Source organism: Rhodoferax sp. RT5P35, from assembly GCF_056521385.1.
In genome coordinates, this window is the sequence record NZ_JBWMAX010000006.1 from 266,851 (window position 1) to 287,623 (window position 20,773).

The window sequence follows — 20,773 nt, forward strand, 5'->3', positions numbered from 1 at the left end:
CAAAGCCGGTTCTGCGGTATGCCTTGGTAAGGCCGTTCTCGCCCCATGAACCGGGTGGGCTAAACCACCACCGGCTCGGGCTCCAGGCGGATGCCGAAGCGCTCGTAAACGCTGGTCTGGATGGCCTTGGCCAGGGTCATGACCTCGCCGCCGGTGGCGGGGTGCGCGGCCCCGCCGCGGTTCACCAGCACCAGCGCCTGCTTCTCGTACACGGCGGCGTTGCCTACCGATTTGCCCTTCCAGCCACACGCGTCGATTAACCAGCCTGCGGCCAGCTTCACGGTGCCGTTGGCCAGCTGGTAATAGACCACACGGGGCTCGCGGGCGATGATGTCGGCGCACTGCTCGGCGCTGACGGTGGGGTTCTTGAAGAAGCTGCCCGCGTTGCCCAGCACCTGCGGGTCGGGCAGCTTGGCGCGGCGGATCTCGCAGATCCAGTCGAAGATCTGGCGCGCGCTGGGCGCGGTGATGCCGGTAGCGGCCATTTTCTTTTCCAGATCCAGGTAACCCAGCACGGGTTTCCAGGCTTTCGCCAGATAGAAACGCACGCGGGTGATCAATGCCCGGCCCTCCAGGCCCCTATTCACGCCCTCGCCCTGGTGCTTGAAGACCGAATCGCGGTAGCCAAAGGCGCACTGGGCGGCATCCAGGGTAAAGCTGTTGCCGGTTCGCAAATCCACCGCGTCCAGCGCCTCGAAGCGGTCTTGCAGCTCCACGCCGTAGGCACCGATGTTTTGCACCGGAGTAGCCCCCACGGTGCCAGGGATCAGGGCCAGGTTTTCCAGCCCCCAATAGCCCTGGTCCAGCGTCCAGGCCACGAACTCGTGCCAGTTTTCTCCGGCTCCGGCTTCCACAATCCATGCCTTGTCGGTCTCGGACACCAGGCGCTTGCCGGGCACTTCGACCTTGAGCACCAGGGGCTTCACATCACCGGTGATGACGATGTTGCTGCCACCGCCCAGCACGAACTTGGGCTGCGCATGCAGCGTGGCATCGGAGCGCAGCGCTTGCAGATCGGCCTCGCTGCAGATGCGCACCAGGGTGTGGGCGCGGGCATGGATGCCAAAGCTGTTATAGCCGCGCAGGGGAACATTTTTCTCGATTAACATGGCTAGATTGTCCCACCGGGCGGCGGGCCATTGGTCTATTTCGCCCTCGCCCCCACCTTATTTCCGAGAAAACCATGCCCTCATTCGATACCGTTTGCGAACCCGACATGCCCGAAGTGCGCAATGCCGTGGACAACACCACCAAAGAAATCACCACCCGCTTCGACTTCAAGGGCACCTCGGCCAGCATCGCTCTGAAAGACAAGGAAATCACCCTGGTCGGCGATGCCGAGTTCCAGCTCGACCAGATCATGGACGTGCTGACCAACAAGCTCACTAAGCGCAATGTGGACGTGAAGTTTTTGGACAAAGGCGACGTGCAGAAGATGGGCGGTGACAAGGTCAAGGTAGTCATCACGGTGCGCAGCGGCATCGAGACCGAAGTGTCGAAAAAAATCACCCGCGCCATCAAGGACAGCAAGCTCAAGGTCACCGCCGCCATCCAGGGCGATGCCGTGCGCATCACCGGTGCCAAGCGCGACGATCTGCAATCGGCCATGGCGCTGATCCGCAAAGAGATTACCGACCTGCCCCTGAGCTTCAACAACCAAAGGGATTGATGCACACCCTGCGCCGCCTTGGCCTGACCGCGTTTTGCGCGGCCGTGGTTGCGGGCGCGCAGGCCCAAACCGTGGCGCTGAGCGGCATGATGGGCGGCAAGGCCTTGCTGCTGGTGGATGGCCGCGCCCCCAAGAGCGTGGCACCGGGCGAAACCTATCTGGGGGTGAAGCTGGTGTCGGCGGCCAACGACGAGGCCGTGGTGGAGATTGCGGGCAAGCGCGCCACGCTGCACATGGGCGAGTCGCCGGTCAGCGTCAAGGGCAAGGGGGCGGGCAACAAGATCATGCTGACCGCCGACAGCCAGGGCCACTTCATCGGCCCCGGCAAGATCAACGGCCAGGCCATGCAGTTCATGGTGGACACTGGAGCTACCGCAGTGGGCCTGGGGGTCAGCGATGCCGAGCGCATGGGGATCAACTACAAAAACGGCGAACAGATCCGCATGGGCACGGCCAACGGCAATGTGGTCGGCTGGCGCATACGGTTGGCCTCGGTGCGCATCGGCGATGTGGAGCTGCCCGGTGTGGAGGCGGTGGTCACCCCCGCGTCCATGCCTTACGTGCTGCTGGGCAACAGCTTTTTGACCCAGTTCCAGATGACCCGCATCAACGACCAGATGGTGCTGGAACGGCGCTATTAGAGGCTAGTCTCTGATAAATTCGGCTTGACCCTCCATAGACTGCTCCCCGCTACATGCCCACCACCCCACTGCCCCACCTGCAGGAAGCCGATTACGAAGACCTGCTCAGCCTGTGGGCCGACCTGGAATCGGGCCTGGCCATGGTGCTGGCCAATCCGCGCAACATCCCCGACTTTGAATCCAAGATCCGGCAGTACGACCGCTGGATGCAAGACCTTCTGCAGCAAGACACCGACACCGCCCTGTATCTGCTGTTCCAGCTGGCCACCAATGCGTCGGTAGGCTACAGCGCCCTGCACGCCCTGGTATGCGCCGTGCTGTGCCACATCACCGCCCATGAGCTGCGCCTGGTGGACAGCGAGCGCGACAGCCTGGTGTTTGCCGCCATGACCATGAACATCGGCATGACCCAGTTGCAAGACAGCCTGGCCGTGCAAACCAGCCAACCCAGCGACACCCAGCAGGCGCAGATCCGTAATCATGCCGCCACCAGCCGCGAGGTGCTGACCGACGTAGGCATCGCCGACACCGACTGGCTGGATGTGGTGGCCACCCACCACAGCGCGCACGACCCGCGCAGCGACATCCAGACTCTGGGCCTGGTGCCCCGGCTGGCCCACACCCTGCGCGTGGTGGACCGCTATGCCGCCATGGTCAGCCCGCGCAAATCACGCAATGGGCGCAGCGTGACAGATTCGGTGCGCAGCATCATGGCCAGCGCCCTGGGCGCGCACGACCCAGTAGGTTTTGCCCTGGTGCGGGCCATTGGCCTGTGCCCGCCCGGCACCTACGTGCGCATGGACAGCGGCGAAACCGCCGTGGTGTTGCGCCGCAGCGCCAAGGCCAACCACCCGCTGGTGGCCATGCTGCTGAACCGCAAGGGCGAGCCTTTTGTGCCGCCCCGCCTGCACCGCACCGCCACCAGCAGCCCGTTGATCCAGGCCGCGCTGACCCAGGACGCGGTGAAGGTGCGCGTGAACCACCAGAGCCTGCTGCGCCAGGGCATCTACGCCGACCGGGCCGCAGCCCGCTAGTTCAAGCCGGTTTTTTGCCTTTGCCCAAGCGGGATTCCTTACCGCCCAGCAAACGCACGATGTTTTCGCGGTGCCGGTAAAACAGCAGCGCGCCCATCACGCAGATCGACACCAGCACCGCCGTTTCGCTGTACCAGGCCCCACCGCTGCCCAGCACATAGACCACCGGTGCCAGGGCTGCAGTGACCAGCGAGGCCAATGACGAAAATCGGAAGATGAAGGCCACCAACAGCCAGGTCAGCATGGCCACCAGGCCCAGCAGCGGGTGGATGCCCAGCAGCACGCCCAGTGCGGTGGCCACGCCTTTACCGCCCACGAACTTGAAAAACACCGGGTACAAATGGCCCAGAAACGCCGCCAGCCCGACCAGAGCGATGGTGCCGTCTTCCATGCCGTACGGAGCGCCGTACCAGCCCACCAGCGCCACCGGCAGCCAGCCCTTCACACCGTCCAGCAGCAGGGTGGCGATGGCGGCGGGCTTGCTGCCCGAGCGCAGCACGTTGGTGGCTCCGGGGTTTTTGCTGCCAAAGGTGCGCGGATCGTTCAGGCCCATTACCCGGCTGACGATGACGGCAAACGACAGCGAGCCCAGCAGGTAGGCGGCCAGGGTGGCCAAAACTGGATAGATGGTCGGGTAAATCGTGGTCAAAACTTTGTCTCCAAACGGTGGCGCATTTTGCCAGCCGATTTTTCTGATTCACAGCGGAATGGCGCAATCCACCGGCTTTGCATCCAATAGCCGCACGCACACCTGCGGGTCCAGCCCCACCAGGTAGCCGCGCCGCCCGCCGTTGATGGCAATGCGGGGCAGTTCCAAAATGGCGGCCTCGATGTACACCGGCATGGTTTTGCGGGTGGCAAACGGCGAGGTGCCGCCCACCAGGTAGCCGCTGTGCCGGTTCGCCACTTCGGGTTTGCAGGGCGTGACGGATTTGCAGCCGATCTGCCGCGCCAGGTTCTTCAGCGAAACCGCGCGGTTGCCGTGCATCAGCACGATCAGAGGCTTGGCGTGCTCGTCCTCCATCACCAGGGTTTTGACGACCGTGAACGGGTCCAGCCCCAGCACCTCGGCGCTGTGCTGGGCCCCACCGTGCTCCACGTAGGCGTAGGGGTGCTCGGTGAAAGCCACGCCCTGCGCTTTGAGAAACTGGGTGGCCGGGGTCTCGGAAATATGCGCAGCTTTGGCCATACTCAAAAATTTATACAAAAAGTGCCTCTAGCGCATATATTACCTACGCTAGTAGCTACTTAAATAATAGCAGACCAATTATTGTGCGGGATCACGCAGTTCCCAGCGGATTTTGTCGATAGCGGTCAGCAGGTCGGCGGGCAGGGTCTTGCCCCAGGCATCCAGGCATTCGTCCAGCTGGGCCACAGACGTGACCCCGATGATGGTGCTGGCCACCTGCCATTTGGAGTGGCAAAACGCCAGCGCCATTTGCGTGGGGGTCATGCCGTTGGCGCGGGCCAGGGCGTTGTAGCGGCGCGCGGCTTCCAGCGACTCGGGGCGGCCCCAACGCTGTTTGCGCATCGACTCGAACTGGGACATGCGGCCAGCCGGTGCATCCGGGCCGGTGGTGCCGAATGCATCGTATTTGCCCGTCAACAGGCCAAAGCCCAGCGGCGAATAGGCCAGCAGCGACACGCCCAGGCGGTGCATGGTTTCGTCCAGGCCGTTTTCCAGCGTGCGGTTGATCAGGCAGTACGGGTTTTGCACGGTGGCCACGCGCGGCAGGCCATGCTGCTCGGCCAGGTGCACAAACTCGTGCACCCCAAAAGGCGTTTCGTTCGACAGGCCAATCGCCTTGATCTTGCCCTGCTTGACCAGCGAGGCCAGGGCTTCCAGCTGCTCGTGGATGCTGGAGACCGGCAGGTCTTTCTCGGGGTCGAAGTACACGCTGCCAAACGCGGGCACGTGGCGCACCGGCCAGTGGATCTGGTAGAGGTCGATCACGTCGGTGTGCAGGCGGTGCAGGCTGCCGTGGCAGGCATCGATGATCTCGGCGCGGGTCAGGTCGGCGCTGCCGTTGCGGATCCAACCCATGCCGCGCGCCGGGCCCGCCACCTTGGTAGCCAGCACCACTTTGTGCCGCGCGCCGGGGTTTTTCATGAACCAGTGGCCCAGGATGGTTTCGGTGGCGCCGTAGGTTTCAGCACGGGCGGGCACGGAATACATCTCGGCCGTGTCCAAAAAGTTCACGCCGCGCTCCAGCGAGCGGTCGAGGATGGCGTGGGCGTGCGCCTCATCCACCTGCTCGCCAAAGGTCATGGTGCCCAGGCAAACGGCGGTGACTTGCAGGTCGCTTTGACCGAGTTGGATTTTTTTCATGGATGGTACGTAGTCAGAGAGGTGTCAGAAGTGAATTTTCCATCCTACAACATGGCTATCGCTAATATCGTGGCATGTACGCCGTCCAACGCCCCTCGCGCAGCGAGTTCATCCCCATCCGCACTATTTCCTACCACGTACGCCAATGGGGCCAGCCCCGCCCCGGCCAGCCGCCGCTGGTGCTGCTGCACGGCTGGATGGACGTGGCGGCCAGCTACCAGTTCATGGTGGACGCGATGAACCAGGACCGCCACATCCTCGCCCCCGACTGGCGCGGCTTTGGCCAGACCGGCAGCGGCGGGGCCGACAGCTTCTGGTTCCCCGACTACGTGGCCGACCTGGACTTTCTGCTCCACCACTACGCCCCCGGCCAGGCGGTGGACCTGGTGGGCCACAGCATGGGCGGCCACGTCGCCATGCTGTTTGCGGGCATCCGCCCCGAGCGCATTCGCCGCCTGGTGAACCTGGAAGGTTTTGGCATGCCGGCCACCACACCAGCCCAGGCACCGGGCCGCCTCGCCCAGTGGATGGACGGCCTGCACAGCCTGCGCCAGGGCGAGATGGGACTGAAAACCTACCCCGACCTGCGCGGCGTGGCCCAGCGCCTCATGAAGACCAACCCGCGCCTGCCCCAGGACAAGGCTGACTGGCTGGCCCAGCACTGGGCGCAACCGACCGTCCAGGCCGATGGCACCCGGCCCTGGCAAATTCTGGGCGACCCGGCCCACAAGTTGCGCAACCCCCAGCTCTTTCGCGTCGATGAAGCGCTGGCCGTGTACCAGCGCATCACCGCGCCCACGCTGTCGGTCGAAGCCTCCGACGACAGCCTGGCCCGCTGGGGCATGGGGTACACGCTGGCCGAATACCACCAGCGCCTGCAGTCCGTGCCCAACGCCACGGTGGCCGTTATGCAGGACGCGGGCCACATGCTGCACCACGACCAGCCGCAAGCCCTGGCCCGGTTGGTAGAGGATTTTTTGGCCAAATAATATAAGCTTTTTAGGCCTCTGGCGCATATATAACCTACGCATACTGCTATAAATTAAATAGCAATTGACTCCGTGGCGCCTGGCGGCAATTTGTGCCAATATGTAAGCATTTTGGCTATACAGGCGCTGCAAAGCGGTTAAACATGAAATTGAGCTTCAAACTTCCCCTGGCGTTTGCTGTCGCCATGGTGCTGGTGCTGTGCGCCGCGCTGTTTGGCATCTACCAACTGAACCAGTCGCTAAACACCTACCAGACCACGGTGCAGTCCAGCCACGCCAACGAACGCGCCATTTCCCAACTGCTCAACGACTTCAAGGTGCAGGTGCAGGAATGGAAAAACGTCTTGCTGCGCGGCAAAAACCCCGAGCAATTGGCGCGCTACTGGAAGTCGTTTGAAACCCAAGAAAGCGACATCGCCCAAGCCACCAGCGCGCTGCAGCAGGCCCTGCCGCCAGGTGAAGCACGCAGCCTGGTCGAGCGTTTTGCGCAGGCCCACCAGACCATGGGCGCGGCCTACCGCAAGGGATTAGAAGCTTTCAAAACCGCCGACTTTGACCCCACTGTGGGCGACAAAGCCGTGCAAGGCATGGACCGGGACCCCAGCAAACTACTGGACGATGCGGCAAAAGCCATCGGCACCGACAGCCGCGCCGTAGCCGATATGGCCGCCCAGACCGGCCAACGCGCCACCACCATCAGCCTGAGCGTCATGCTGATGGTCTGCTTGGCCGTGATGCTGGCAAGCTGGCGCTTCAGCCGCACCATCACCACCCGCATCGGCCATGCGCTGGGCGTGTCGCAGTCGGTGGCCAGTGGCGACCTGACCGCCGCCAAAGCCGTGGCGGGCAAAGACGAGCTGGCCGACCTGCTCAACGCCCTGAACCGCATGCAAACCAGCCTGGCCCAGGTGGTCGGCAGCGTGCGCGCCAGCGCCGAAAGTGTCTCTAGCGCCAGCCAGGAAATCGCCATGGGCAACCACGACCTGAGCGCCCGCACCGAAGCCCAGGCCTCGGCCCTGGAAGAAACCGCCTCCAGCATGGAAGAGCTGGGCGCCACCATCCAGCAAAACACCGACGGCGCCCAGCATGCCAACCAATTGGCCCTACAGGCCTCCAGCGTGGCCGTGCGCGGCTCCGAGGTGTTCACCCGCGCAGCAGACACCATGACCGGCATTGCCCAGGATTCCAGCAAGATCGCCGATATCGTGGGCGTGATCGACGGTATTGCCTTCCAGACCAATATCCTGGCGCTGAATGCCGCGGTGGAAGCCGCCCGCGCCGGAGAGCAAGGCCGGGGCTTTGCGGTGGTGGCCAGCGAGGTGCGCCTGCTGGCCCAGCGCAGCGCCGATGCCGCCCGCGAGATCAAGGGACTGATCCAGACCAGCGTGCAGCGCATGGCCCAGGGCACAGCGCTGGTGATTGAAAGTGGCGCCGCCATGCAGGAGGTGGAAACCTCCATCCGCCGCGTCACCGACATCATGGGCGACATCAGCGCCGCCAGCCGCGAGCAGACCCTGGGGGTGCAGCAAATCAGCGAAGCCATCACCCAGATTGACCAGACTACCCAGCAAAACGCTGCCTTGGTCGAGCAAAGCGCTGCCGCCGCCGACAGCCTGAAACACCAGGCGTCCGAGCTGGTGCACACTGTGTCAGTGTTCCGGCTGGGGGGTGCGGGCCTGGGCACACGGCTTTTGGCTTGAAGTGGTGCAGGCAGGAGAGCCGTATGCGGCATGAGAAAATAACAGGCTAGCCACCGGCACCCACCCAAGGAAGAATCTCATGGACGCAGAACGTATCAATACCATTGGCAACCAACTCAGCACCCTGAGCGTGCGCACGGAAGACCTCCGGAGGTATCTTTGACGTCGATGCCAAAGCCGAACGCCTGCGCACCGTCAATGCCTCGCTAGAAGACCCCAGCGTCTGGAACGACCCGAAAAAAGCCCAGGAATTGGGCAAGGAAAAGAAGTCGCTCGATGCCGTGGTGCTGATGCTGGAAAAGCTCACCCGTGAACTGGCCGACAACACCGAACTGTTCGAAATGTCGAAGGACGAAGGCGACGAAGACGGCCTGCTCACCATCGAAACGGACACCGCCGCGCTGGCCACCGAGGTCGAAACCCTCGAATTCCGCCGCATGTTCAACAACCCCGCCGACCCCCTGCCCTGTTTTCTGGACATCCAGGCCGGTGCCGGGGGCACGGAAGCCTGCGACTGGGCCAGCATGCTGCTGCGGCAGTACCTGCGCTACGCCGAACGCAAGGGCTTCACCGCCACGGTGGAAGACATCACCGACGGCGACACCGCCGGTATCAAGGGGGCCACCATCAAGATCGAGGGCGAATACGCCTTTGGCCTGCTGCGCACCGAAACCGGCGTGCACCGCCTGGTGCGCAAGAGCCCGTTCGACAGCTCGGGTGGCCGCCACACCAGCTTTGCCAGCGTGTTTGTGTATCCGGAAATCGACGACTCGATCCAGATCGACATCAACCCCAGCGACGTGCGCACCGACACCTTCCGTGCGTCCGGCGCAGGCGGCCAGCACATCAACAAGACCGATTCGGCCGTGCGCCTGACGCACATTCCCACCGGCATCGTGGTCCAGTGCCAGGATGGCCGTAGCCAGCACAGCAACCGCGACGTGGCCTGGAAACGCCTGCGCAGCCGCCTGTACGACTTCGAGCTGCGCAAGCAGCAAGAAGCGCAGCAAAAATTGGAAGACACCAAGACCGACGTGGGCTGGGGCCACCAGATCCGCAGCTATGTACTGGACAACAGCCGTATCAAAGACCTGCGCACCAACGTCGAAGTCTCGGCCACCCAAAAAGTGTTGGACGGGGATTTGGATATCTTTATTGAAGCCTCTCTCAAGCAAGGCGTGTAATGCAAGCTCTTCTGTCGCAGCCCACCAAGGCCATCCTCTTCGACATGGACGGCACCATGATCGACTCCATGCCGCACCACACCTCCACCTGGCTGGACTTTGCCGAGAAGCACGGTGTGTCCATGGACATCAACGAGATCATGCGCCGCACCACGGGCCGCACCGGGCTGGAATGCGTGCGCCTGATTCTCGACCAGCCGGAAATGGACGAGGCACACGCCTGGGCGCTGGTGCACGAGAAAGAGCAGCTCTACCGCGATATCTTTGGACCGATCTTCCAAGAGGTCAGAGGCTTCACCGCCTTCCACAAAGCCACCCGGGCGCGTGGCCTGAAAGTGGCCGTGGGCACGGCGGGCGACATCCACAATGTGGAATTCGCACTGGGCCATTTGCAGATGGAGCCGCCGCCCGATGCGATTGCGCGCGGCGACGAGGGCCTGAGTGGCAAGCCCACACCCGCTATCTTTTTAGCAGCAGCACAGCGCATTGGCATTGCGCCAGAGCACTGTATCGTGTTCGAAGACGCACCCTTTGGCATAGAAGCTGCACGCCGGGCCGGGATGCGGGCTGTGGCCATCTGCACCAGCAACACACCTGAAGAGCTGGCCGGGCCGCACGTCATTGCCACTGTGCACAATTACGAAGAACTTTTGCAATCGAATTTTTTGGAGACCCTCCATGTACCGTGAAGGACAGGCTACAGCCATCCACCGGGCCGACTACACCGCGCCTGCTTTCTGGGTCGACACGGTAGAGCTGTGCTTTGACCTAGACCCTGCCAAAACCCGCGTGCTCAACAAGATGCGCATGCGCCGCAACCCTGACGTGCCCGCCCAGGCGCTGCGCCTGGACGGCGAAGAGCTGAACCTGGCGCGCGTGCTGGTCAACGGCCAGGGGGCCTCTTTCAAAATCGAAGGCAGCCAACTGGTGCTGGAGAACCTGCCTGCTGCGGGAGAAGGGGTGGACGACGGCGCGTTTGATCTGGAAATTTTCACCACCTGCGCGCCCATCAAGAACACCAAGCTGATGGGCTTGTTCGTCAGCAACGACACCTTTTTCACCCAGTGCGAGGCCGAGGGCTTTCGCCGCATCACCTACTTCCTGGACCGCCCGGACGTGATGGCCACCTACACCGTGACCCTGCGCGCCGACAAAGCCAAGTATCCGGTGCTGCTGAGCAACGGCAACCTGGTGGACCACGGCCCGCTGGACGATGGCCGCCACTTTGCCAAGTGGGAAGACCCGTTCCGCAAGCCCTGCTACCTGTTTGCGCTGGTGGCAGGTCAGCTGGTGAGCCGTGAGCAGCGCATCACCGCGCGCAATGGCAAAGACCACCTGCTGCAGGTGTTTGTGCGCCCCGGCGACCTGGACAAGACCGAGCACGCCATGCACTCGCTGATGGCATCCATCGCCTGGGACGAAGCCCGCTTCAACCTGCCGCTGGACCTGGAACGCTTCATGATCGTCGCCACCAGCGACTTCAACATGGGCGCGATGGAAAACAAGGGCCTGAACATCTTTAACACCAAGTACGTGCTGGCCAACCAGGCCACCGCCACGGACACCGATTTCGCCAACATCGAGTCGGTGGTGGGCCACGAGTATTTCCACAACTGGAGCGGCAACCGCGTCACCTGCCGCGACTGGTTCCAGCTGAGCCTGAAAGAAGGCCTGACCGTCTTCCGCGACCAGGAATTCAGCCTGGACCTGTGCCGCGACCCGTCGGCCAAGGCCGTCAAGCGCATCGAAGACGTACGCGTGCTGCGAACCGCCCAGTTCCCCGAAGACGCAGGCCCCATGGCGCATCCGGTGCGGCCCGACAGCTACATCGAGATCAACAACTTCTACACCGTCACCATCTACGAAAAAGGTGCCGAGGTCGTCCGCATGATGCAGACGCTGGTCGGTAGAGACGGCTTCGCCAAGGGCATGACCCTGTACTTCGAGCGCTTCGACGGCCAGGCCGTGACCTGCGACGACTTCGCCCAGGCCATCGCCGATGCCAACCCGCAGTCCGACCTGGCCCGACTGCTACCCCAGTTCAAGCGCTGGTACAGCCAGGCCGGTACGCCGCGCGTGCAGGCCTCTGGCGTGTATGACGCAGCCTCGCGCAGCTACACGCTGACCTTGGCGCAAAGCTGCGCGCCTACGCTGGGCCAGGCCACCAAAGAGCCGTTCGTGATCCCGGTCGGCCTGGGCCTGCTGGCGCAAGACGGCACCGAGCTCGCCCTGCACAGCGCCGACGGCTCCACACTCACCGCGCCCTACACCTTCGTGGTGTCGGAAGCCGAAGAAACGCTGACCTTCGTCAACCTGGATGCCGAGCCCGTGCCCAGCATCCTGCGCGGCTTTTCGGCCCCGGTGGTACTGGCCTTCGACTACAGCGACACCCAGCTGCTGACCCTGCTGGCGCATGACACCGATGCCTTCAACCGCTGGGAAGCCGGGCAACGCCTGGCCGTACGTTCTGCTATTACATTAATAGCTGGAAGTGCAGACATTGCCAGCGCCAAGCCCCTAAATGATGCCTATATCGAGGCGATGCGCAGCGTCTTACGCCACCCCGGTCTGGACGCGGCTTTCAAGGAGCTGGTGCTGACCTTGCCGTCGGAAACCTACCTGGCCGAGCAGCTGGAGGTGGTCGATCCGCAGCGCATCCACGCGGTGCGCGAAGCCATGCGCAGCCAGCTCGCGCAGGCTTTGGTCGCTGACTGGGCCTGGGTCTACGCCACTTACAGCGATACCGGGGCCTACTCGCCCGATCCGCTGTCCAGCGGCCGCCGTGCCCTGACTGGCATGGCCCTGAGCCAGCTCTGTCTGGCAGCGCTTGCCAGTGGCGATACGGTCTGGCCCGGCAAATCGCTGCAGCGCTTCAAGGATGCGGGCAATATGACCGACCGCTTCAACGCGCTGGGCGCCCTGGTCTCCAGCGGCCACCCGCTGGCGGCGCAGGCCCTGCCCCGCTTCCACGCGCTGTTCAAGGACGAGCCGCTGGTGCTGGACAAATGGTTTGCCCTGCAAGCCGGTGCCACCGACCGCAACGGCGACATCCTGCCCGCCGTGCGCCAGTTGCTCAAGCACCCCGACTTCAGCCTGCGCAACCCGAACCGCGCCCGCAGCGTGGTGTTCAGCTATTGCAGCGCCAACCCGGGGGCCTTCCACCGCAAGGATGCAGCGGGCTATGTGTTCTGGAGCGAACGCGTCATTGAGCTGGACGGCATCAACCCCCAGGTGGCCGCCCGCCTGGCGCGCGCCCTGGACCGCTGGAAAAACCTGGCCGAGCCCTACCGCACCGCCGCCCGCGAAGCGCTGGGCCGCGTAGCCGCCAAGACCGACCTCAGCAACGACGTACGCGAGGTGGTTTCGCGCGCACTGGCCGACTAAACGTAAGGAACTCCATGTCCCAACACATCTCACTCACCCGCTACCTGGTCGAACAGCAACGCGTGGACGGCCTGATTCCGGCGCAACTGCGCCTGCTGATCGAAGTGGTGGCCCGCGCCTGCAAAGGCATCAGTCACGCCGTGAACAAGGGCGCGCTCGGCGGCGTGCTGGGCTCGGCCGAGTCCGAAAATGTACAAGGCGAAATCCAGAAAAAGCTGGACATCATCGCCAACGAAGTGCTGATCGAAGCCAACGAATGGGGCGGCCACTTGGCGGCTATGGCCTCGGAAGAAATGGAAGAAATCTACGCCGTGCCCAACGGCTACCCGCAGGGCGAATACCTGCTGCTGTTTGACCCCCTTGACGGCTCCAGCAACATCGACGTGAACGTCAGCATCGGCACCATCTTCAGCGTGCTGAAAAAGCCCCAAGGCGATGCCGCCGTGGTCGAGCAAGACTTCTACCAGCCCGGCAAGAACCAGGTGGCCGCAGGATATTGCCTCTACGGCCCGCAAACCACGCTGGTGCTGACGGTGGGCAACGGTGTCGCCATGTTCACCCTGGACCGCGAGCAGGGCTCGTTCTTCCTGACCCAAGAAAACGTCCAGATCCCGCCCGACACGCAAGAATTTGCCATCAACATGAGCAATATGCGCCACTGGGACACGCCGGTGAAACGCTACATCGACGACTGCCTGCAAGGCACAGAAGGCCCGCGCGGCAAAGACTTCAACATGCGCTGGATCGCCAGCATGGTCACCGACGTGCACCGCATCCTCACGCGCGGCGGCATCTTCCTCTACCCCTGGGACAAGCGCGAACCCGGCAAGCCCGGCAAGCTGCGCCTGATGTACGAAGCCAACCCCATGGGCTGGCTGGTCGAACAAGCCGGTGGTGCCGCCAGCACCGGCACCCAGCGCATCCTCGACATCGTTCCGCAAAAGCTCCACGAGCGCGTAAGCGTGGTGCTGGGCTCCAAAAATGAAGTCGCCCAGGCCGAGACCTATTTCAGCAAGCTATAATCATTGGCTAATGTGCCGGTGTAGCTCAGTCGGTAGAGCAGCTCATTCGTAATGAGAAGGTCGGGTGTTCGATTCATCTCTCCGGCACCAGAATAGATAAGGGTTCATTGCTATGAAAATAGTAGTGAACCCTTTTTCTTTGGTGTGCATGTAAGGGCAGATGTAAGACGATTCCCCAGATCGAACGCAAGTCGTTGTTGCCGATGCAGACCTCATGTAAAGGCGCCGATGATTGCCAATAGGCATGATCGATTCAAAGGTAACGCTGGACAAGCGCCCCAAATGGCGGCAGGGGGCGTGGGAGCTCGCTGATGAGTTCGAAACCAATGCCACTGCAATCCACTTACCGCCCATCCGACCTGTGAAGCGTGACTTCCGGCCCGTTTCGTTTTTTCATAAGCGCACCTGTGCCGACATACGTCAGCTGGTGCCCTCGTACGCGGCATGGGAGAATGACTGTATGGAATCGGTCAGCATCACAATTGCCTTGGAAGACGAGTCGCGTGGTTACGCGATTTCGCCTCGGCGCGTGCCGCTGGCGCTTCTGAGCAGCTTCACCGCCGACGTTAGGGATTTCGTTCGCGGCAGCGAGAAAGAGGTTGATCCGGCCGATCTGGACGTAGCCGTGGTGGAGGGCTCGTTTGCGGTGGCCATTCCTCCGGTTTTCGCACCGCAGTTGCTGCACGATATCCAACTGCTACAAGGATCAGTCGACTTGTCAAAGATTGATGCCAAGCGGCGATCCATCATGGAACGCTGGCAGAGCGGTGCTAAGGCTTCGCTCTCGCGTGCAATTCGTATCGCCTCCAACGCGCTTGATCGCGTGATAGTGATCGACCACACTACCAACTTTCACACTGTCGAAATCGAGAAGTGGGTAGACGTGGAACGCTACATCCAAGGCGAGCTGATGGACTTGGGCGGAGTCAGGGAATCGAACGCTCATATCAAGCTGCCCAATGGTAAGACGCTCACGGTGCGCACCGACAAAGATCTGATTAGGGCGAAAGCCGACAACATGGTCTATCGGGTTGTGCATCTACGCATTCGGGCAAAGTACAACCTCGACACTGGCGAGCTTAAGGACCCCACGCTGATCGAATTCGTGAACTATGCGCCGAAGTTTGATGCAGACGCCTTCGACCGGCTCATTCGCAAGGGCGCCGAGGCATGGAAAGGTGTCGACGACCCGGCGCAGTGGGTGCGTCAGCTACGGGGCTCTCACGAATGAATGGTATTTTGCTCGACACGAGCTACCTGATTAGCCTCAGCGACCCAACGCGTGCGAACCACGCCACTGCCAAGCGGTACTTTTTCGAGTTGATCCGTCGGGGTGTGATGATGTACTTGTCTACCATTGTGGTGTCGGAGTTTGAGGTCAAGCAGCAGGTTGACGATCTGGGCCTTCACAACTTTGTTGTACTTCCCTTCAATATCGACGACGCGAAAGCCGCCGCGAGCCTCTCGCTGGCTGCAGTCGCCGCGCGCTCAGAGGGGTATCCGCGCAACACAGTCAAGGATGATGTCAAGCTGCTCGCGCAGTGCGAGATATCGGGCATCTCCCACTTCCTGACCGACGACGATAAGTGCGTTACCCAGATTCAGACCCTTCGGAAGACCTACGGCGCGCGCGCGCTGCCGTTTGGCGTCTTCTGCGGTGACGCGTTTGACGATTCGTGGTTCAACCCAGGCAACCAAAATGTGCTGCAATTGGATGACGAGGCGGCAGCCTGAAGCGATGTATTGCCTGAGTGGAATCCGGCTTAGATTGGGTGGCGTCAACAGAACAAGTCGTCCCGCGATGATGAGTGGCGCCTTGCCTTCGTTGGCCCTTTGCGTAAGTTGATCGTGGCTATGAGACGGTCGATCCGCTTTGCGTGTCCGACATACAACTCTTGCAATGCTAGCTCCAAGATGTCAAAGGCGTTGAACAGATCCTCTCGGCTCAGTTCGTCCGTGTGGCTGCCGACGTTACCTAGCCATTTGATCGCCATCAATGCGGCGTGGGCTTTGGGCTGACTATCCTTGATCCGCTCTATGCGGTCGTGCAGCACCATTCGTTTCTTACTCTTCGAGTGAGTCTTAGGAATGCGTCGCGCGTCCAGGAGGCGCTCGACCGCTGTACGGATGTGATTGGCTGCCGCGGGTTGATCGCCCCATGACGACACAAACGCAAGCTTGATCTCTGCCTTGGCTGCTTCGGGACAGGCATCGGGGATTGCGATCAGCGGCGGCGATGGGTTGAAGTGGGTCGGCCAGAAGACGGCCGTGTAGTCCATCTGCTGTTGTTCATAGTCCGGGTCCTCAACCCACTTGCCTTCGGCCGCGATGGTGGCCGATTATTTGCACTTGGGATTGTCGCAGATCACGAGGGCGATCCCCTTCAGCCTGTCCCATTCCGGTTCGTGCGCCTCGTGTTTCTGAGCCTCTCTCGAGGCAGCGGTCGCTTGGTGTTTGAGGGAGTCAGGATAAAGCCGAAAGTGCCCGCCGCGGCATGTCGTACACGGCCAATTGGGCGCACCATCCTTATTGAACAAAGCGGTGAAGAGTGAGCGGTCTACTGGCATTGTTCGATGTTACCTGCCGGTCTGCCGACGACGAAGCGGACTGAGAGCATCCACGTTGGACGCCAGCAACACCGATCCACCCGAACACAAATCATGACTTGAATTAACTACTTGTTAATCGCTACTTCAGCAGATCCAGCGGTCGAATGTCGTGGACTTCTGCAATCAGTCTTAAGCGACTGTCGCCGTTGTGGTCAACACCTGCTGGCGCGTTTTCTCAAATTGGTCTTTTGATGCCGGTATGGGCGCTCAGTTTGTCCGAAATCCGGAGCATCAGCCATTTCCGAGCGAGATAGACGTTGGCCAGCGCCAGGACAATAAACGAGCGCATTGGATTGTTCTGCACCACACTGGAGCGTCACTTGGTAAGACACCTGTATGCAGCTCATGTGTAGTCCAAGACCAAGAATGAGAAAAATGTGTCCAAAATAGGAAACTGCCTCACTATAATTTTCCAAGTCAGGCAGCGCTGACTGAGCAAATAGTTAGGACTTTGGTTTGTGACTCAACCTCACAACAACAATTTCGCAAAATTACAGCTTTTCAGCGCAGTCCAGGGATTAACTCCTTTTGATCTTTTGTCTGTGCCTTGCCGGGCCTTACAAGCATCAATAAAGTTATAGCTGGGGATTGCCTGCCAAGCCTATGCATGAAATGGGAAACGAGCGCGCGAGTGCTTGTCCGCACCCTGTGACGCCTTGACCCACTAAAACGCACCTAAGCGAAAGCAATCGCTACCGGCCTTTGACGTAACCGTCAAAGGCTTTTTCGTTTCGATAAGCCTTTGACAATAAAGGAAATCAGAATGAAACCCGAGATTGCAGATTCTTTCATCCCGCTAGATCAAGAGACCCGAACCGCAGTTAGTACCGCTGAAGCAGCGATCCATTTGAATCGGCGACCGCAAACACTCAGGTCCTGGGCCTGCTTCGAGAACGGGCCACTTCGCCCCATACGAATCAACGGTCGGCTAGCATGGCCAGTCAGCGAATTGCGTCTCATGCTTGGATGCCGTCCACTCTCGAAGTCAAGCCAAAGTCGAGACGATTCACGTAGTGGATCGACCGTAGGCAGCGAGGGAGTACACGCATGACTCATACAGCACTGAGCTTCACGGTGTTCACCAGCATTCAGCCCAAGCTACTTTCAAAATGCTTCTCGTTGATAGACGGCAAGCTGACTAAGACTTCGTCGGCCGACATGAGCGAAGGCCAATCGCAGCTGGTGACATGTAGTGACCTGGAAGAATTCGACCACTACCTAAATCACCTATCAGGATCACAGGCGTTGGCCTATGGGGTAGCTCCAGGCCATCCGAACGTCACAATACGGGCTACTGACAAGCTACGCCCAGGAGACATCGCACGAACCAAATCGTATTTTGAATTTAGCTCCGGGCCTGGCATCATGATGCTGGACCATGACAGCACCGTCGATGGAATTCCGGTCCCCGCGGAGGTCTTACGCGAGCGACTGGTTCAGGTAGTGCCCGAACTGGCCGGTATTCAAATATTGTGGCGGGTGTCGGCGTCCAGTTGCATCTTCAACACGACCACGGGAGAACCCCTCATCGGGATCAAAGGCCAACGCCTCTACATTCCTGTGCAAGATGCATCGTTGATTCCTGAAGCCGGGAGAGCGCTGATCGAACGACTCTGGGCTGCGGGCTTGGGCTGGATCGAGGTTGGCAAGTCAGGGCAAGCGCTGAAACGAACGCTCTTTGACCATTCAGTTTGGCAGGCAAACCGTCTTGATTTTGCCGGTCCACCAGAATTAGGTGAAGGCTTGTCGCGGCTGCCCCCGGCAGCACGGATATTTGGCGGTGCAATGCGTTTTTTTGACCTGAGACACATTAGGGCTGACGCCGACATCACCCGCAAAGCCCATGTTGCACAAGCAACGGCGAAGAGTGAAGCAAAGCCAATATTGAAAGTGGCCCGCGCGGCATATATAGCTATTACCGCACCAGAAATGGCAGGTCGACGCGGAATCAGTGTTGAGGCAGCTCAGAATCTTCTACAGACAGCAACAGACCACATGGTACTTACTGGCGACTTTGAACTAGTCTCACAAGACGCTTCAATCGTGACGGTTGATGAGCTGCTGGAACAACCAGCGAAATGGCATGGCAAAAACTTTGCCGACCCACTCGAACCCGACTATGGAGGTGGTAACCGTACAGTTGCACGAGCCTATCTCAAGAGGGGTACCACACCAATGATTCACTCGTTCGCACACGGCGGCATGAGCTATAGATTGACGCGACCATGCAAGCGCATTCTTTTGGCAGTTGGTGAACGAGCCCGCGTCAATGACAACATCATGGCGGTTATCCGCGAGCGGGGCGAAGTCTACGATTTCGGCGAAGGCGCAGGAATGGCTCGGGTTTCCAAATCATCTGCAGTACCAGTTAGCAGGGATTGGCTTGTGGACCACATTGACCGAACCTGCCAGTTCTACAAAATAAAGACTTCGCGCAATGGCGAGATGGTCGAGGTAACACAGGACGGACCGTCGTTCGCAGCGAACGCGATCATGGCTAAACATGGTGAACGCAGTCTCCCTCGACTGGATGCAGTGGTGACAGCACCAACCCTGAGGCGTGACGGTTCGGTGATTGACGAACCAGGCTATGACACGCACTCCGGGCTCCTGTATTTGTGTTGTGACGAAAGCCTGAAGGTGCGCAGCGCACCAACTCCAGACGATGCTCTGCAGGCATTAAGGCGACTTTGGGCGCCAGTCGCACTGTTTCCATTCGTGGGACCAGAAGACCGAGGAGTGGCGCTAACTGCGATGTTGACTGCAGTGCTGCGCGGCTCATTACCCACAGCACCAGGATTCGCCTTTGACGCCCCCTCTGCAGGTAGCGGCAAGACACTGCTCGCGAAGGTTATCGGCATACTAGCCACAGGCAGCGACCCTTCAATTTCATCACCTTCGGGTCAAGAAGAGGAAATGCGCAAGCGACTTTTTGCCTCGCTACGTGAGGGAGCAAAAGTGGTTCTCTGGGACAATCTGCGAGAGCCCTTAGGTGGTGCTTCAATCGACTCGTTCCTGACCGCCTCGACCTATACCGACCGCATACTTGGGGCAAGCGAAACAGCGAGTCTGCCCAATCGCGCTTTGTTCATCTGCACCGGCAACAACTTGCGCTTGCTTGGTGACACATGTCGCCGCGTCTTGCTGGCCCGCATCGACCCGCAGTCCGAACAACCTTTCGCCCGAGAGTTTGGCTTCGATCCAGCCGCAGTGGTTGCTCGTCAACGACAGCAACTTGTTGTCGATGCACTGACCATCATCCGCGCGTACATCACTGCAGGATCACCCAAAGTAGGGAAAGGCAGGACGGCAAGTTTCGAGTTGTGGGACGACCTCGTTCGACAACCCGTAATATGGGTTGCAGCCATGGCGGCAACCGCCAGCGATTTGCCAGACTTTTCGGACCCTCTCGCAGTCGTGAATCGTCAATTCGACAACGACCCGGAAACGCAAAAGCTCGGAGCCTTCATGACAGCCTGGTACAGCGCCTTTGGTAGCTCGCCAACCACCGTGGCAAAATCCATTCAGACTGCCAGCCTTTCCGACGAGCTGCTACGTGAAGCTCTGGAGGAAATCGCCGGCCAAAATGGCAGACTCAATCCCAGAATTTTGGGGCGCTGGATAGAAAAGAATCGTGGTCGGCCGCACTATGGATATCGAATTGACCGCGGCACACTTCGCGATGGGCGTCAATCATGGATTATCACTAAAGAAATTGGCGTAAGACTGATGCCGGAAATAACCCACTGAAAGGCACTAACCCACTGGGGCCTGCTCCATGGTTTGAACTTTGATGGGTTGTAATGCTCTAAACAGCGGGGCCATCATGTTCTGGCCGCCCGACTGGTGGGCTCCAATCCCTTTTCCGATTCTGGTTTAACTTCAGTGTGTTCAGTGTGTTCAGTGGGTTGGATATCGCTCGCTGTATTTGGCAAGTTCCAATTGCCGGACACCCTATGACACCCACATCACATTTGTGTGGAATTAAATGGCCTAAGAGTCTGGGCGGCAGAGATGCTCTTTCCCAAACAGGGCGCCGCTGCTTCCAAGTGGTGGCTGACATACGTATGAGCAGAACCACTTTCTTTTTATCATCGGGGTATGCAGGGTCCAACAGCTCAATGGAGTCCCTAAAATCAACGCGTCATCAAGATATTCCGCGCCGCCGCTGGGAAAAATATATTCACCACCGACATGAATTTCGTAACGTCC

Annotated in this window: 17 protein-coding genes and 1 tRNA gene; 13 read left to right on the forward strand and 5 right to left on the reverse strand. The window is 60.4% G+C overall.

Annotated features, from left to right (window positions below; translation table 11 throughout):
- Positions 1-59 precede the first annotated feature (59 nt).
- Positions 60-1,109, reverse strand: a complete 1,050-nt coding sequence (murB, locus tag AC097L_RS11940; protein WP_479586611.1) for a UDP-N-acetylmuramate dehydrogenase — start codon at positions 1,107-1,109, stop codon at positions 60-62.
- 74 nt (positions 1,110-1,183) lie between these two features.
- Here murB and AC097L_RS11945 point away from each other — a divergent pair, with 74 nt between their 5' ends.
- Genes AC097L_RS11945 through AC097L_RS11955 form a run of 3 tightly spaced genes read left to right on the forward strand, consistent with a single transcriptional unit; the run spans position 1,184 to position 3,344 of the window.
- Positions 1,184-1,669 (forward strand): YajQ family cyclic di-GMP-binding protein, encoded by a 486-nt coding sequence (locus AC097L_RS11945; protein WP_479586615.1) that lies wholly within the window; start codon positions 1,184-1,186, stop codon positions 1,667-1,669.
- A complete protein-coding gene (locus tag AC097L_RS11950; protein WP_479586617.1) occupies positions 1,669-2,310 on the forward strand; it encodes a retropepsin-like aspartic protease family protein in 642 nt (213 codons plus the stop codon). Before AC097L_RS11945 ends, AC097L_RS11950 begins: the two co-directional genes overlap by 1 nt.
- Before the next feature lie 53 nt (positions 2,311-2,363).
- Positions 2,364-3,344 (forward strand): HD-GYP domain-containing protein, encoded by a 981-nt coding sequence (locus AC097L_RS11955; RefSeq protein WP_479586619.1) that lies wholly within the window; start codon positions 2,364-2,366, stop codon positions 3,342-3,344.
- A 1-nt stretch (position 3,345) separates the two neighbouring features.
- Here AC097L_RS11955 and plsY read toward each other — a convergent pair whose 3' ends face one another.
- From plsY to AC097L_RS11970, 3 genes are all read right to left on the reverse strand, one after another.
- Positions 3,346-3,993 (reverse strand): glycerol-3-phosphate 1-O-acyltransferase PlsY, encoded by a 648-nt coding sequence (gene plsY, locus AC097L_RS11960; protein WP_479586621.1) that lies wholly within the window; start codon positions 3,991-3,993, stop codon positions 3,346-3,348.
- A 48-nt stretch (positions 3,994-4,041) separates the two neighbouring features.
- Entirely contained in the window at positions 4,042-4,533 is a 492-nt protein-coding gene (locus AC097L_RS11965; protein ID WP_479586622.1) for an aminoacyl-tRNA deacylase, read from the reverse strand.
- A 78-nt stretch (positions 4,534-4,611) separates the two neighbouring features.
- Complete coding sequence (locus tag AC097L_RS11970; protein WP_479586625.1) at positions 4,612-5,673, reverse strand: aldo/keto reductase; 1,062 nt, start codon at positions 5,671-5,673, stop codon at positions 4,612-4,614.
- A gap of 74 nt (positions 5,674-5,747) precedes the next feature.
- Here AC097L_RS11970 and AC097L_RS11975 point away from each other — a divergent pair, with 74 nt between their 5' ends.
- The 9 genes from AC097L_RS11975 (at position 5,748) to AC097L_RS12015 (ending at position 15,686) form a co-directional block, all read left to right on the forward strand.
- Entirely contained in the window at positions 5,748-6,662 is a 915-nt protein-coding gene (locus AC097L_RS11975) for an alpha/beta fold hydrolase (protein ID WP_479586628.1), read from the forward strand.
- Positions 6,663-6,805: 143 nt separating this feature from the next.
- On the forward strand, positions 6,806-8,362 hold the full coding sequence (locus AC097L_RS11980; protein WP_479586630.1) for a methyl-accepting chemotaxis protein: 1,557 nt from the start codon (positions 6,806-6,808) through the stop codon (positions 8,360-8,362).
- A gap of 79 nt (positions 8,363-8,441) precedes the next feature.
- Positions 8,442-9,546 (forward strand): peptide chain release factor 2 gene (prfB, locus tag AC097L_RS11985; RefSeq protein ID WP_479586631.1). Its coding sequence is split into 2 segments (ribosomal slippage): positions 8,442-8,522 and positions 8,524-9,546, totalling 1,104 coding nucleotides; the frame shifts between segments, so codons are not numbered across the junction.
- Positions 9,546-10,235 (forward strand): HAD family hydrolase, encoded by a 690-nt coding sequence (locus tag AC097L_RS11990; RefSeq protein WP_479586633.1) that lies wholly within the window; start codon positions 9,546-9,548, stop codon positions 10,233-10,235. Before prfB ends, AC097L_RS11990 begins: the two co-directional genes overlap by 1 nt.
- Complete coding sequence (gene pepN, locus AC097L_RS11995) at positions 10,225-12,930, forward strand: aminopeptidase N (protein ID WP_479586635.1); 2,706 nt, start codon at positions 10,225-10,227, stop codon at positions 12,928-12,930. The genes AC097L_RS11990 and pepN overlap by 11 nt, the downstream gene beginning before the upstream one ends.
- 14 nt (positions 12,931-12,944) lie before the next feature.
- A complete protein-coding gene (locus AC097L_RS12000) occupies positions 12,945-13,952 on the forward strand; it encodes a class 1 fructose-bisphosphatase (protein ID WP_479586637.1) in 1,008 nt (335 codons plus the stop codon).
- A gap of 14 nt (positions 13,953-13,966) precedes the next feature.
- Positions 13,967-14,042: transfer RNA gene (locus tag AC097L_RS12005), tRNA-Thr, on the forward strand.
- A 154-nt stretch (positions 14,043-14,196) separates the two neighbouring features.
- Positions 14,197-15,183 (forward strand): hypothetical protein, encoded by a 987-nt coding sequence (locus AC097L_RS12010; RefSeq protein ID WP_479586638.1) that lies wholly within the window; start codon positions 14,197-14,199, stop codon positions 15,181-15,183.
- On the forward strand, positions 15,180-15,686 hold the full coding sequence (locus tag AC097L_RS12015; protein ID WP_479586640.1) for a hypothetical protein: 507 nt from the start codon (positions 15,180-15,182) through the stop codon (positions 15,684-15,686). Before AC097L_RS12010 ends, AC097L_RS12015 begins: the two co-directional genes overlap by 4 nt.
- 44 nt (positions 15,687-15,730) lie before the next feature.
- Here AC097L_RS12015 and AC097L_RS12020 read toward each other — a convergent pair whose 3' ends face one another.
- Positions 15,731-16,231 carry a DUF4145 domain-containing protein gene (locus AC097L_RS12020; RefSeq protein WP_479586643.1) on the reverse strand — a complete coding sequence of 167 codons (501 nt, stop codon included), beginning with the start codon at positions 16,229-16,231 and terminating at the stop codon, positions 15,731-15,733.
- A gap of 1,377 nt (positions 16,232-17,608) precedes the next feature.
- Between AC097L_RS12020 and AC097L_RS12025 the strand changes: the two genes are divergently transcribed.
- On the forward strand, positions 17,609-20,311 hold the full coding sequence (locus AC097L_RS12025) for a hypothetical protein (RefSeq protein ID WP_479586645.1): 2,703 nt from the start codon (positions 17,609-17,611) through the stop codon (positions 20,309-20,311).
- Positions 20,312-20,773 lie beyond the last annotated feature (462 nt).

Coding starts and splice junctions, on each gene's coding strand:
- murB (WP_479586611.1), bottom strand. CDS start 1,109: ATGTTAATCGAGAAAAATGTTCCCCTGCGCGGCTATAACAGCTTTGGC.
- AC097L_RS11945 (WP_479586615.1), top strand. CDS start 1,184: ATGCCCTCATTCGATACCGTTTGCGAACCCGACATGCCCGAAGTGCGC.
- AC097L_RS11950 (WP_479586617.1), top strand. CDS start 1,669: ATGCACACCCTGCGCCGCCTTGGCCTGACCGCGTTTTGCGCGGCCGTG.
- AC097L_RS11955 (WP_479586619.1), top strand. CDS start 2,364: ATGCCCACCACCCCACTGCCCCACCTGCAGGAAGCCGATTACGAAGAC.
- AC097L_RS11965 (WP_479586622.1), bottom strand. CDS start 4,533: ATGGCCAAAGCTGCGCATATTTCCGAGACCCCGGCCACCCAGTTTCTC.
- AC097L_RS11970 (WP_479586625.1), bottom strand. CDS start 5,673: ATGAAAAAAATCCAACTCGGTCAAAGCGACCTGCAAGTCACCGCCGTT.
- AC097L_RS11975 (WP_479586628.1), top strand. CDS start 5,748: ATGTACGCCGTCCAACGCCCCTCGCGCAGCGAGTTCATCCCCATCCGC.
- AC097L_RS11980 (WP_479586630.1), top strand. CDS start 6,806: ATGAAATTGAGCTTCAAACTTCCCCTGGCGTTTGCTGTCGCCATGGTG.
- AC097L_RS11990 (WP_479586633.1), top strand. CDS start 9,546: ATGCAAGCTCTTCTGTCGCAGCCCACCAAGGCCATCCTCTTCGACATG.
- pepN (WP_479586635.1), top strand. CDS start 10,225: ATGTACCGTGAAGGACAGGCTACAGCCATCCACCGGGCCGACTACACC.
- AC097L_RS12000 (WP_479586637.1), top strand. CDS start 12,945: ATGTCCCAACACATCTCACTCACCCGCTACCTGGTCGAACAGCAACGC.
- AC097L_RS12010 (WP_479586638.1), top strand. CDS start 14,197: ATGATCGATTCAAAGGTAACGCTGGACAAGCGCCCCAAATGGCGGCAG.
- AC097L_RS12015 (WP_479586640.1), top strand. CDS start 15,180: ATGAATGGTATTTTGCTCGACACGAGCTACCTGATTAGCCTCAGCGAC.
- AC097L_RS12020 (WP_479586643.1), bottom strand. CDS start 16,231: ATGGACTACACGGCCGTCTTCTGGCCGACCCACTTCAACCCATCGCCG.
- AC097L_RS12025 (WP_479586645.1), top strand. CDS start 17,609: ATGACTCATACAGCACTGAGCTTCACGGTGTTCACCAGCATTCAGCCC.